The organism is Bordetella sp. BOR01 (assembly GCF_019218885.1).
Lineage (GTDB): Bacteria > Pseudomonadota > Gammaproteobacteria > Burkholderiales > Burkholderiaceae_B > Bordetella_A.
Window position 1 is genome coordinate 820,403 of record NZ_JAHUWT010000003.1, and the last position, 12,085, is coordinate 832,487.

Here is a 12,085-nt window from a genome sequence, read left to right on the forward strand (position 1 = left end):
GGGCGCAGCGCCCGACCCACCATGCCAATCGCCAATCCGACCTACGAAAAGGCCTATTCCGACCAGCGCTTCTGGCGCAAGGCGACGCGCCATGCGTCGGCAGCGGGCCGGCAGGCCCTGGAAAAAGCCCTGTGGCTCTATTACGCCGTGCAGAACCCCGGCACGCCCAAGTGGGCGCGCCGGGTCATCTACGGCGCGCTGGGCTATTTTGTGCTGCCGCTGGACGCCATTCCCGACTTGGCGCCGCTGGTCGGCTATACCGACGACCTGAGCGTCATGACGGCCGCCTTGGCCACCGTGGCGTTCTACATCAACGACGACGTCAAGCTACAGGCCAGCAACAAGCTGCAGGCCTGGTTTGGCGCGCCCGCTTCCGCCACGCCGCGCCGCGCTGGCTGAATGGCCACCCCCGCGCCCGGCGCCACGCCCGCGGCCGAACCTTCCGGCGCCTGGCAGGCCCACTGGCTGGCCGAGACCATCCGCCTGCGTGAAGAGCACTGGGGGCCGCTGGAAGATGCGGACGCCGTGCGCCAGGCTCGCACCGGCCCCGACACCCTGGAAGACCGCATCCTGTTGCGCGCGCGCCTGCTGGGCCGCCGCGAGGGGCTGGACAGCCTGGTGTCGCGCTGGCGCCAGGGCGCCGTGCTCAGCCTGGCTATCCTGCTGGTGATCGCGGTGGCTGCCGGCGTCCTGTCGGCCGCCGGTGCGCTGGGCGACGGTACCCGGCCCGTCAACGTGCTGTGGGCGGTGGGTGCGCTGCTGGGCGTGCACGCCCTGACATTCTTGTTGTGGCTGGCTTCGTTCCTGCTGCGCCCGGGCACAACCACCGGCCTGGGCCGACTGTGGCTCTGGGCCACCCGCAAGCTGGCGCGCGGCCCCGATGCGGCGCTGGTGCCGCAAGCCTTGATGAATCTGCTGGCACGCGCCGGCGCGCTGCGCTGGCTGTTCGGCGCCATCAGCCATGCGCTGTGGCTGGCCGGCCTGGCCGCGGCGCTGGCAACCCTGCTGGTGATGCTGTCGACCGCCAGCTACCGGTTTGTGTGGGCCACCACGCTGCTGCAGCCCGATACATTTGTCTCGGTTACCCGCGTGCTGGGCTGGCTGCCGGCGCAACTGGGCTTTGCCACGCCGGCCGAGGCCATCGTGCGCGCCAGCGACAACAACCAGGTGCTGCCCGCCGCGGCCCAGGCGCAATGGTCGGTCTGGCTGATCGGCGTAGTGGCCGTCTATGGCGTCTTGCCGCGCCTGTTGGCCTGGGCGCTGTGCCAGGTCCGCGTGGGCCGCGCCCGGCGGCGATTGCGCATCGACACCGCACTGCCGGGCTACGCCGTACTGCGCGACCGCTTGCTGCCCCCGGTGCAATTCATCGGCATCGACCGGCCGGCCGACCCGCTGCACCAGCCGCAAATGGGTGCAGGGCAACTGGCCAACCTGGGCGACCAGCCGGTGCTGGCCGGGCTGGAACTGCCCGCCGACCTGCATTGGCCGCCGGCCGGATTGCCGCCAGGCATACAAGATGCCGGCAACCTGGACAGCCGCGAACAACGCAACCGCCTGTTGGATGCCCTGGCCCAGGCCGGCGCCCGGCGCCTGCTGATCGCCTGCGACGCGCGCCAGACACCCGACCGCGGCACCCTGGGCCTGATCGCTGCCCTGGCCGGCAAGGCCGGCCAGACACGCGTCTGGCTGTCTACCCGTCCTGGCCAGCCGGCGGCGGGCGAACCGGCCCGCCTGGATGCCTGGCGCGACCGGCTGGCAGCCGCCGGCATGGCACCCGACGCCATCCTGCAAGATGCCGACCAGCCGTTGCGCTGGCTGGAGACCGGCGATGGCTGAGCCGATGCTGAAGATCGCCGTGGTGGGCCACACCAATACCGGCAAGACCTCGCTGTTGCGCACCCTGACGCGCAACAGCGGATTCGGCGACGTGGCCGACAGCCCCGGCACCACTCGCCACGTCGAGGGCGCGCGCCTGCGCCTGGATGGCCGCCCGGTGCTGGAATGGTTCGATACCCCCGGCATGGAAGACAGCATCGCGCTGCTCGAATACCTGGAGCGGCTGGATGAACCCGGCACCCGCATCGACGGGCCGGCGCGCATCCGCCGCTTCCTGGATTCGCCCGAGGCCCACCGGCGCTACGAACAAGAAGCGCGTGTGCTGGCCAAGATGCTGGACTGCGATGCGGCGCTATATGTGATCGACTCGCGCGATCCGGTGCTGAGCAAGCATCGCGACGAACTGGCCCTGCTGGCGGCGTGCGGCCGGCCTCTGCTGCCGGTGCTGAACTTCGTCAATGCGCCCGCCCACCGCGCCGACGAATGGCGCGACGCGATGGCCAGGCTGGGCCTGCATGCCGCGCTGGAATTCGACACAGTGGTGCCCCCCCTGGATGGCGAACGCCAGTTGTACGCCAAGCTGGCCGTACTACTGGACCGCCATGCCGTCACGCTGAACCGCTTGTCGGACGAACTGGCGCGCCAACGCCAGGAACGCAGCCAGGCCGCCTGGCAACTGGCCGCCGACCTGCTGGTGGACGTAGCCGCGCTGCGCCTGGCCAGCCCCGCCGATGACGCCGCCTTGCAGGCCCATGCCACGACGCTGCGCGACCAGGTGCGCCGCCGGGAACAAGCCTGCGTGGATGCCCTGCTGGCGCTGTACAACTTCCGCCGCAGCGACTATGCCGAAGACGACCTTCCGCTGGAAGGCACGCGCTGGGGCATGGACCTGTTCCACCCCCAGGCCCTGAAAGACATGGGCATCCAGCTCGGCACCGGCATGGCCGCCGGCGCCATGGCGGGCGCCGCCGTCGACCTGTTCAGCGCCGGCCTGAGCCTGGGCACCGGCATGCTGATCGGCGCGGCAGCCGGCGGGCTGTGGCAGGGCGCAGAACGCTTCGGCGGCCGCATCCTGGGCAAGCTGCGCGGCTACCGTGAAATCACGGTCGACGATGCCGTGCTGCGCCTGCTGGCCCTGCGCCAACGCCAGTTGATCCACGCCCTGGAACGCCGCGGCCACGCCGCGCGCGACCCGCTGCGCCTGGACCGCCCGGCCGACAAGACCTGGCGGTCCGGCCGCCTGCCCGACGCCCTGAAAGAAGCCCGCAGCCGCCCCGAATGGTCGGCCCTGGGCAAAGGCCACGAAGACGACGAGCGCCGCAAGCGCGTCGTGGCCGACCTGGCCCAGGCCTTGGCGAAAGATGCCGCCGAGACCGCCACCCCCCACGCGCTCCCCGAATGACAGCGCCCGAATGGCAGAGCAAGCCGCGCAAGGCGGCTTGCTCTGCCGGCCCCACCCCCTCCGCTGCCCCCCACCCAGCCAGGAACACGCCCCGTGCCAGCGACGGAAAAGCTTGACTCATCACGGGTCGAGCCGTGGTGCCGGGTGGGGGCGGGCGCCGCCCCGCGCAAACAACCAAACACAGCGTTTCCCCTCACCCGCAACCAAGTACTTACCCCAAGTCAAAACGATTGACGCTTAAATCATTGCCTCTATAAGATTCGACCTACATTGGCGCGGTCCTTCCACGCCAACAAGAATCACCCGAGGTCAGGTTTATCGTGAATCCGAAGCCCTATGCAGTGATCGCCATCGCCCCGCCCGCAGACGCGCGCGCGGCATCCCGCCTTCAACCGCAAGACCTCGCGTTGTCGTAAGCAGTACGCCGTGCCCCCGGCCTGAACCGAATAGGGGCGGGGGCCCTGTCACTTCTGTCGCGCGATCGACGCGCATCACACGGAGCACAAAGGGCTATGCGTATCACACCATTCATCAAGAAATCGGCGCTGGCGCTTGCGGTTTGCGGCGTCTTGCTGGCAGGCACCGCGCATGCCAAGACCCTGCACTGGGCCTATCAGGGCGACGCCACCTCCATGGACCCGATGGCGCTGAACGAGACGTTCACGCTGGGTTTCCAAGGCAACATCTACGAAACCCTGGCCGGCTACGACGGCGACATGAAGCTGACGCCGCTGCTGGCCGAAAGCTGGGAAAACACCGAACCCACCAAGTGGGTGTTCAAGCTGCGCAAGGGCGTCAAGTTCCATGACGGTTCGCCCTTCACGGCCGACGACGTCATCTTCTCGTGGAAGCGCAGCCTGACACCCGGCTCGGACATGAAGGGCTACGGCGCCAAGGCGTCCGAGGTGAAGAAGATCGATGACCACACCATCGAAGTCATCACCCCCACGCCCAATCCCATTCTGCCGCGCGAATGGACCTTCCTGTACATCATGAGCAAGTCGTGGTCGGAAAAGAACAAGACCACCGAAGCCACCAATGTGAAGGGCGACAACCAGGGCAACTACGCCAACCTGCACGCCAACGGCACCGGCCCGTTCATGCTGGTCGAGCGCCAGCCCGACGTGAAGACCGTGCTCAAGCGCTACGACGGCTATTGGGACAAGAACATCAAGACCAACGTCACCGAGGTGATCTTCCAGCCCATCACGCAAGAAGCCACGCGCGTGGCCGCGCTGATCTCCGGCGAAATGGACATCGTGCAGCCCGTGCCGGTACAAGACTGGCAGCGCCTGGAAGACGCGCCCGGCGTCAAGCCGCTGACCGAACCCGAGGCGCGCGCCATCTTCATCGGCATGGACCAGGATCGCGACGAGCTGCTGTTCTCGAACATCAAGGGCAAGAACCCGTTCAAGGACGCGCGGGTGCGCGAGGCGGTCGTGCTGGCAGTGGACATCGAGGCCATCAACAAAAAGATCATGCGCGATGCGGCCAAGCCGCTGGGCTCGCTGGTGGCCACTTCGGTCAACGGCTACGACGATTCGTTCGGCACGCCCTACAAGCCCGACCCCGCGCGCGCCAAGAAGCTGCTGGCCGACGCCGGCTACGCCGATGGCTTCGAGGTAACGCTGGACTGCCCCAACGACCGCTACGTCAATGACGAGAAGATCTGCCAGGCGGTGGCCGGCATGCTGGCCCGCGTCGGCATCAAGATCAACCTGCTGGCGCAGACCAAGTCCAAGTACTTCGGCAAGATCCTGCTGCAGGCCGGCAACCAGACCAGCATGTACATGCTGGGCTGGACGCCGAGCTCCACCGATGCGCACAACGTGCTGCTGAACCTGGCCGCGTGCCGCGACAGCAAGACGGCGGCCGGCCAGTTCAACCTGGGCGGCTACTGCAACCCGAAGGTCGATGAACTGACCAACCAGATCGGCGTGGAAACCGACCAGGCCAAGCGCAACGCGATGATCAAGGAAGCCTTCGACATCGTGCGCAACGACTACGGCTATCTCCCGCTGCACCAGCAACCCATGTCATGGGGCATCAAAGACAAGCTGGAAGTCGTGCAGCGCGCCGATGACGTGCTGGACCTGCGCAACGTCGTCATGCCCTGAGGGGGAACCACCCCCGAAGCGCTGCGCGCTTGCCTCAACGAGGCGGCGCTGGCGCTTCCGGGTGTCTGACTCCGCAGGTGTCAGACACCGTGCTATTGAGACAATCTCTGCCCACTTTGGTGTCTGACACCTGCGGAGTCAGACACCTGACAATGCTCGGGACCCGCACGAACGACTGACACATTCCCCGGCTGGCGCCACGCGCCGGCCTTCAATCAGGAATTGCTTCATGCTTTCTTTCATCGGGCGACGCCTGCTGCAGTCCCTGCTGGTCATGCTGACCGTCGCGCTGATTGCGTTTGCCATGTTCCGCTACGTGGGCGATCCGATCGTCAGCATGGTGGGGCAGGACACCACTGAAGCCCAGCGCGCCGAACTGCGCGAACGGCTGGGGCTGAACGACCCGTTCGTGGTGCAGTACGCGCGCTTCGTGCGCGATGCCGCGCAGGGTAATTTCGGCATATCGTACCGCCAGCGCCAGCCCGTCAGCGACTTGATCAAACAACGCCTGCCCGCCACGCTGGAACTGTCGTTCGTCTCGGCGGTGATGGCGCTGGCGTTCGGCATTCCCATGGGCATCTACACCGCGCTGCGCCGCTACGGCGTGCTGTCGCGCGCCTTCATGGCCCTGTCGCTGGCCGGCATCTCGCTGCCCACCTTCCTGATCGGCATTTTGCTGATCCTGGTGTTCAGCGTGCAATTGCGCTGGCTGCCCAGTTTCGGCCGCGGCGAAGTCATCGCCATCGGCGGCTGGACCACCGGCCTGCTGACGCGATCGGGCCTGGCGGCGCTGATCTTGCCGTCGATCACGCTGGCACTGTTCCAGATGACGCTGATCATGCGGCTGGTGCGTGCCGAGATGCTGGAGATCATGCGGTCGGACTTCATCAAGTTCGCCCGTGCGCGCGGCCTGCCGGAACGGCTGATCAATTTTCGCCACGCGCTGAAAAATACCCTGGTACCGGTGATCACCATTACCGGCCTGCAACTGGGCTCGATCATCGCCTTCGCCATCATCACCGAGACGGTATTCCAGTGGCCCGGCATGGGGCTGCTGTTCATCCAGGCCATCAGCACCGTCGATATCCCGGTCATGGCGGCTTACCTGGTGCTGATCGCATTCTTCTTCGTGGTGATCAATCTTATCGTCGACGTGCTGTATGTCGTGGTCGACCCGCGCCTGCGCGTGCAAAGCAAATGAAGGAATCCCTATGACTGCACGCATCGCCCCCTGGTTCGCGCGCGCGGCCGACAGCGACCTGTGGTACAGCTTCAAGCGTTCGCCCAGCGCGGTGATCTCGGCCATTGTCACCCTGGCCATCCTGCTGGGCGCGCTGTGCGCCCCCCTGATAGCGCCGCACAACCCGTTCGACCTGGCGTCGCTGAACATCATGGATGCCAATACGCCGCCGGCCTGGAATCCCGAGGGCAATGCCGACTTCCTGCTGGGCACCGATGATCAGGGCCGCGACATATTGTCGGCCATCCTGTATGGCTCGCGCGTGTCGTTGTTCGTGGGCTTCGCCTCGGTGCTGTTCTCGATGGTGCTGGGCGTGTCGCTGGGCCTGATCAGCGGCTACGTGGGCGGGCGCGTCGACAGCATCATCATGCGTATCGCCGACGTGCAACTGTCGTTTCCGGCCATCTTGATCGCGCTGCTGATCGACGGCGTGGCGCGCGGCCTGCTGCCGCGCGACATGCACAACGACCTGGCGCTGTACGTGCTGATCTTCGCCATCGGCATCTCGGGCTGGGTGCAGTATGCACGCACCGTGCGCGGCTCGACCATGGTCGAGCGCAACAAAGAATACGTGCAGGCAGCCAAGCTGATCGGCATCGGCCCGCTGACCATCCTGCACCGCCACATCCTGCCCAATGTCATGGGCCCGGTGCTGGTGATCGCCACCATCCACCTGGCCATCGCCATCATCACCGAGGCCACGCTGTCGTTCCTGGGCGTGGGCGTGCCGCCCACCGCGCCCTCGCTGGGCACGCTGATCCGCATCGGCAACAGCTACCTGTTCTCGGGCATGTGGTGGATCTCGATTTTCCCGGGCATTGCCCTGGTCGCGCTGGTGCTGTCGGTGAACCTGCTGGGCGACTGGCTGCGCGACGCGCTCAACCCCAAGCTGCGTTGAAGGATCGCCATGGCAATGCTCGACATCGACAACATGCGCATCGAATTCGCCAGCCGGCGGGGCACGCTGGTGGCGGTGGACGGCGTCTCGCTGACGCTGGACCGCGGCGAGATCCTGGGTGTGGTGGGCGAATCCGGCGCCGGCAAGTCCACCATCGGCAATGCCGTGATCGGCCTGCTGGAATTTCCGGGCCGCCTGGCGGGCGGCGAGGTGCACCTGGACAGCCAGCGCATCGATACCCTGCCCGAGCCCGACAAGCGCAAGGTGCGGGGGCGCCGCATCGGCATGATCTTCCAGGACCCCTTGACCTCGCTCGACCCGCTGCAGACGGTGGAAAGCCAGTTGGTGGAAACCATGCTGGTGCATCTGGACCTGACGCCCGCCCAGGCCGGGCAGCGCGCCGTCGACCTGCTGCGGCAGGTCGGCATCGATGCACCCGAATTGCGCGTCAAGCAGTACCCGCACCAGTTCTCGGGCGGCATGCGCCAGCGGGTGGTCATTGCGCTGGCGCTATGCTGCGAACCCGAGATCATCATTGCCGACGAACCCACCACCGCCCTGGACGTATCGATCCAGGCGCAGATCCTGGACCTGCTGCGCAAGCTGTGCAAGGAAAAGCAGGTAGGCATGATCATCATCACGCACGACATGGGCGTGATCGCCGACGTGACCGATCGCGTGGCGGTACTGTACCGCGGCAAGCTGGTTGAACAGGGGCCCACCACCAAGATACTGGGCGATCCCGACCATCCCTACACACGCAGCCTGATTTCGGCCGTGCCGCGCCCGGACATCAAGCTGCGCCGCTTTCCCCTGGTGACCTATATCGAGGACGTGAAGACGCCGGCCAAGCCGCTGGATATCTCCACGCACTGGCTGGGCCAGCGCCGCGATTTCGGCCAGGATGCCGGCGGTCCGCTGGTGCAGACGCAAGACCTGGGCATGCGCTTCATCCTGAAGAACGCTTTCCTGGCGCGCAACCGCCGCACGCTGGATGCGGTCAAGCAGGTCAACCTGTCGATCGCGCAGGGCGAAGTGTTCGGCCTGGTTGGCGAATCGGGCTCGGGCAAGTCCACGGTGGCGCGCCTGATTTCCGGCTTGTACACGCCCAGTGGCGGTTCAGTGACTTTCAATGGCACCAACCTGACGGCGCTGAAGGACGAAAAAAAGCTGAACGCCTTCCGGCGCCAGATCCAGATGGTGTTCCAGGATCCATTCTCGTCGCTCAATCCGCGCATGCGGGTGCTGGACATCGTGGCCGAGCCAATCCGCTTCCATAAGCTGGCCGACACCGAAACCCATGCGCGCCAGGTAGTGGCCGACCTGCTCGACATCGTGGGGCTGGGTGCGGCCGCCGCGCGCCGCTACCCCCACGAATTCTCGGGCGGCCAGCGCCAGCGCATCTGCATTGCGCGCGCGCTGGCCACCCGGCCCCGCTTCCTGATCTGCGACGAACCGACCTCGGCACTGGATGTGTCCATCCAGGCGCAGATCCTGAACCTGCTGAAAGACCTGCAGGAACAGTTGGGCCTGACCATGCTGTTCATCAGCCACGACCTGCCGGTCATCCGCCAGATGTGCGACCGCGTCGGCGTCATGCGCTACGGCGAGCTGCTGGAAGTGGCCGACACCGAAACCCTGTTCAATGCCCCGCAGCACGACTACACCCGGCACCTGCTGGGCCTGATGCCGCGACTGCACGTCATGTCCCGAGAAGGACTGGAGGTGGAATCATGAGCAAGCCCGGCCCCATGCTGTTTACGGGCGGCAACGTATTCGACGGCCGCGGCGAGCTGCTGTCCGGCCATGCCGTGCTGGTGGAAGAAGGGCGCATCGCCAAGGTGGCGCCGGCTGGCCAGTTCGAAGGCTACGCCGGCCAGCGCGTGGATACCGCCGGCATGACGCTGATGCCGGGCCTGGCCGATTGCCATGTGCACCTGGTGTTCACCGGCAGCGCCGATCCGCATGCGCAGATGAGCCGCCAGGGCCCCGCGCAGATCACGCTGACCGCGCTCGAGAATGCGCAGGCGGCGCTGCGCGGCGGCATCACCGCGGTGCGCGACTGCGGCGGCAAAGACTACCTGGAGTTCGGCGTGCGCGATGCCATCGCACGCGGCATCTTTGCCGGCCCCACCATCAAGGCGGCCGGCCGCATGATCTGCATGACTGGCGGGCACGGCAACCGCACCGGCCGCGTGGCCGATGGCTGCGACGAAGTCGTCAAGGCCGTGCGCGAACAAGTGCATGCCGGCTGCGACCTGGTGAAAATCATGGCTACCGGCGGCGTCATGACCCCGGGCGTCAACCCCATGGATGCCCACTACAGCTTCGACGAGATGCGTGTCGGCGTACACGAAGCCAAGCGCTTCAGCAAAAGCACCGCCAGCCATGCGCAAGGCACCGAAGGCATCCTGAACGCGGTGCGCGCGGGCATCGATTCGATCGAGCACGGCATCTTCATGGACCAGCAATGCCTGGATGAAATGCTCGAGCGCCAGACCTACCTGGTACCCACCATCGCGGCGCTGCGCAACATCCTGGACAACGCCGAGCGCGGCATTCCGTCATATGTGGTGGACAAGGCGCGCGCCGTCGAACAGCGCCACCGCGAGTCGTTCCAGATGTATTACCGCGCCGGCGGACGCATTGCCATGGGCACCGACGCGGGCACGCCGTTCAATCGCCATGGCAGCAATGCCGAAGAACTGGCCTACATGGTGGAATTCGGCATGGCCCCCACCGACGCGCTGGTGGCGGGCACCTCGCGGGCACATGACCTGATGGGCATGCCCGGCCATGGCATCGTGGCCGAAGGCGCCATCGCCGACCTGCTGCTGGTGCGCGGCGATCCCACGCAGGATATCGGCCAGGCGGCCGACGTGCAGCATCACGTGGCGGTGTTCAAGCAGGGCATGCTGGTGGCGGGCGGGCTGAAGTAAGAGCCGGGCCGGGGGACCGGACACCGGACGGCAAGCGCGGGGGCTACCAGCGGCCCGAGGCGCCACCGCCGCCGCTGCGGCCGCCGCCACCGCCAAAACCCCCACCACCGCCTCGCCCACCGCCGAAGCCTCCGCCACCACCGAAGCCTCCGCCGCCGCCCCGGCCGCCGCGGCGCGCCGAATTCAACAGGCGGCGCTTGATACCCAGTACGCCCAGCAGGCCGCTGATCGCAAACCCGCCCACGCCGCCCAGCACGGCCGCCCACCAGGTGCCGAACGCCATCCACGACACTGCCGCCGCGGCCAGCCCGGCCACGATGGCCGGCAACCCCAGCATGAAGGCCCCCAGCATCAGGAAGAACGGCCAGTTCTCTTCCGCGCTGTCATCCTGGGCCTGCACGGGTGGCGGCAAGGGTTCGCCGTCGATCAGCTTTTCAATGGCGGCCACGCCGGCATCGATACCACCGGCGAAGTCGCCCGCCTGCAAGTGCGGCACGATCTGTTCGCGGATGATGCGGCCGGCCATGGCATCGGGAATGGCGCCTTCCAGCCCGTAGCCGACCTCGATGCGCAGGGCGCGGTCATCCTTGGCCACCACCAGCAGCACACCGTCGTCGGTGTTCTTGCGGCCCAGTTTCCATTGGTCGAATACGCGCGTGGCGTACTGCTCGATCGTGTCGGGTGCCGTGGAAGGCACCATCAGCACCGCGACTTGCGCGCCTTTGCGTTGTTCCAGCGCGGCCAGGCGTTGCTCCAGGGCCTGCCCGCGGGTGGCATCGAGGGTGCCGGTGGTGTCGGTGACACGCGCCTGCAGGGTCGGCACCGCCGCCGGGGCAGCCGGTTGCGCAGCGGCCGGCATGCCGGCCAGCAGGCCCGACAGGAACAGCAGGGCGGCCAGCCAGGCGCCGGCGCCTCGCCGCAGCGCCGCCAGCCCGTTACTGGGCCGGGGCCGGGGCCGGGGCCGGAGCAGGGGCAGGCTTGGGAGCAGTTGCATCGTTGCTGAAGCGGATCTCTGGCGGCCGCGAAATGGCAGCCTCGTCGGCGACCCCGAAATTGGCCTTCGGCGCATAGCCGAAGATCTTGGCGGTGATCACCCCCGGGAACTGGCGCACCAGTACGTTGTAGGCCTGCACCGACTGCACGTAGCGGCCACGCGCCACCGAAATGCGGTTCTCGGTGCCTTCCAGTTGCACCTGCAGGTCGCGGAACAGGCCATCGGCCTTGAGCTGCGGGTAGTTCTCGGACACGGCGATCAGTCGCGACAGCGCAGAAGTCAGCTGCCCCTGCGCCTCTTGGAAGCGCTGCACGGCGGCCGGGTCTTCGAGCTGGTCGGCAGTGATCTGCACGCTGCCCACCCTGCTGCGCGCCTCGGTGACCTGCGTCAGCACGTCGCGCTCGTGCGTCATGTAGGCGTCTACCGCCTTCACCAACTGGGGCACCAGGTCGGCGCGCCGCTGGTATTGATTCAGCACCTCGGACCAGGCCGCCTTGACCTGCTCGTCAGCCGCCTGGATGCTGTTGTAGCCGCAGCCCGACAGCACCGAGGCTGTCAGTACGACCAGGGAAAGGCCCAGCCAACGGAAGATATTCATGGTGTCGTGATTCCTGTCCTGGAACATGGCGTGCCTTCCGCGCCCCACCGGGCACGGCGCG

10 protein-coding genes are annotated in these 12,085 nt (G+C 67.0%); 8 read left to right on the forward strand and 2 right to left on the reverse strand.

The window, feature by feature from the left end; genetic code table 11:
• The first annotated feature begins 21 nt into the window (after positions 1 to 21).
• The 8 genes from KW845_RS18725 to KW845_RS18760 all read left to right on the forward strand — a co-directional run bounded on the left by KW845_RS18725 (position 22) and on the right by KW845_RS18760 (position 10,432).
• A complete protein-coding gene (locus tag KW845_RS18725) occupies positions 22 to 399 on the forward strand; it encodes a YkvA family protein (protein WP_218371424.1) in 378 nt (125 codons plus the stop codon).
• Positions 400 to 1,836 carry a DUF2868 domain-containing protein gene (locus tag KW845_RS18730; RefSeq protein ID WP_218370843.1) on the forward strand — a complete coding sequence of 479 codons (1,437 nt, stop codon included), beginning with the start codon at positions 400 to 402 and terminating at the stop codon, positions 1,834 to 1,836. It begins immediately after the preceding gene.
• Complete coding sequence (locus KW845_RS18735) at positions 1,829 to 3,238, forward strand: GTPase/DUF3482 domain-containing protein (protein ID WP_218370844.1); 1,410 nt, start codon at positions 1,829 to 1,831, stop codon at positions 3,236 to 3,238. Before KW845_RS18730 ends, KW845_RS18735 begins: the two co-directional genes overlap by 8 nt.
• A gap of 512 nt (positions 3,239 to 3,750) precedes the next feature.
• Entirely contained in the window at positions 3,751 to 5,355 is a 1,605-nt protein-coding gene (locus tag KW845_RS18740; RefSeq protein WP_218370845.1) for an ABC transporter substrate-binding protein, read from the forward strand.
• Between the two features lie 229 nt (positions 5,356 to 5,584).
• The gene (locus KW845_RS18745) at positions 5,585 to 6,556 is read left to right on the forward strand and encodes an ABC transporter permease (RefSeq protein ID WP_218370846.1); all 972 of its coding nucleotides are present in this window, start codon (positions 5,585 to 5,587) and stop codon (positions 6,554 to 6,556) included.
• A gap of 10 nt (positions 6,557 to 6,566) precedes the next feature.
• Complete coding sequence (locus KW845_RS18750; RefSeq protein WP_218370847.1) at positions 6,567 to 7,493, forward strand: ABC transporter permease; 927 nt, start codon at positions 6,567 to 6,569, stop codon at positions 7,491 to 7,493.
• Positions 7,494 to 7,502: 9 nt separating this feature from the next.
• Positions 7,503 to 9,230: an ABC transporter ATP-binding protein gene (locus tag KW845_RS18755; RefSeq protein WP_218370848.1), complete on the forward strand. Its 1,728-nt coding sequence runs from the start codon at positions 7,503 to 7,505 to the stop codon at positions 9,228 to 9,230.
• Positions 9,227 to 10,432, forward strand: coding sequence for an amidohydrolase family protein (locus KW845_RS18760; protein WP_218370849.1), 1,206 nt, complete (start codon positions 9,227 to 9,229; stop codon positions 10,430 to 10,432). The genes KW845_RS18755 and KW845_RS18760 overlap by 4 nt, the downstream gene beginning before the upstream one ends.
• A gap of 43 nt (positions 10,433 to 10,475) precedes the next feature.
• Here the strand turns inward: KW845_RS18760 and KW845_RS18765 are convergent, their stop codons facing one another.
• Both KW845_RS18765 and KW845_RS18770 read right to left on the reverse strand, forming a co-directional pair.
• Positions 10,476 to 11,426, reverse strand: a complete 951-nt coding sequence (locus KW845_RS18765; RefSeq protein ID WP_370628252.1) for a YgcG family protein — start codon at positions 11,424 to 11,426, stop codon at positions 10,476 to 10,478.
• Positions 11,368 to 12,024 carry a LemA family protein gene (locus KW845_RS18770; protein ID WP_218370850.1) on the reverse strand — a complete coding sequence of 219 codons (657 nt, stop codon included), beginning with the start codon at positions 12,022 to 12,024 and terminating at the stop codon, positions 11,368 to 11,370. Before KW845_RS18770 ends, KW845_RS18765 begins: the two co-directional genes overlap by 59 nt.
• Between the last annotated feature and the right edge of the window lie 61 nt (positions 12,025 to 12,085).

What these genes read in the sequence shown, in the direction of transcription:
- KW845_RS18770 (WP_218370850.1), bottom strand. Translation starts at nt 12,024, where the DNA reads ATGAATATCTTCCGTTGGCTGGGCCTTTCCCTGGTCGTACTGACAGCC.
- KW845_RS18755 (WP_218370848.1), top strand. Translation starts at nt 7,503, where the DNA reads ATGGCAATGCTCGACATCGACAACATGCGCATCGAATTCGCCAGCCGG.
- KW845_RS18740 (WP_218370845.1), top strand. Translation starts at nt 3,751, where the DNA reads ATGCGTATCACACCATTCATCAAGAAATCGGCGCTGGCGCTTGCGGTT.
- KW845_RS18765 (WP_370628252.1), bottom strand. Translation starts at nt 11,426, where the DNA reads ATGCAACTGCTCCCAAGCCTGCCCCTGCTCCGGCCCCGGCCCCGGCCC.
- KW845_RS18730 (WP_218370843.1), top strand. Translation starts at nt 400, where the DNA reads ATGGCCACCCCCGCGCCCGGCGCCACGCCCGCGGCCGAACCTTCCGGC.
- KW845_RS18745 (WP_218370846.1), top strand. Translation starts at nt 5,585, where the DNA reads ATGCTTTCTTTCATCGGGCGACGCCTGCTGCAGTCCCTGCTGGTCATG.
- KW845_RS18725 (WP_218371424.1), top strand. Translation starts at nt 22, where the DNA reads ATGCCAATCGCCAATCCGACCTACGAAAAGGCCTATTCCGACCAGCGC.
- KW845_RS18750 (WP_218370847.1), top strand. Translation starts at nt 6,567, where the DNA reads ATGACTGCACGCATCGCCCCCTGGTTCGCGCGCGCGGCCGACAGCGAC.
- KW845_RS18735 (WP_218370844.1), top strand. Translation starts at nt 1,829, where the DNA reads ATGGCTGAGCCGATGCTGAAGATCGCCGTGGTGGGCCACACCAATACC.
- KW845_RS18760 (WP_218370849.1), top strand. Translation starts at nt 9,227, where the DNA reads ATGAGCAAGCCCGGCCCCATGCTGTTTACGGGCGGCAACGTATTCGAC.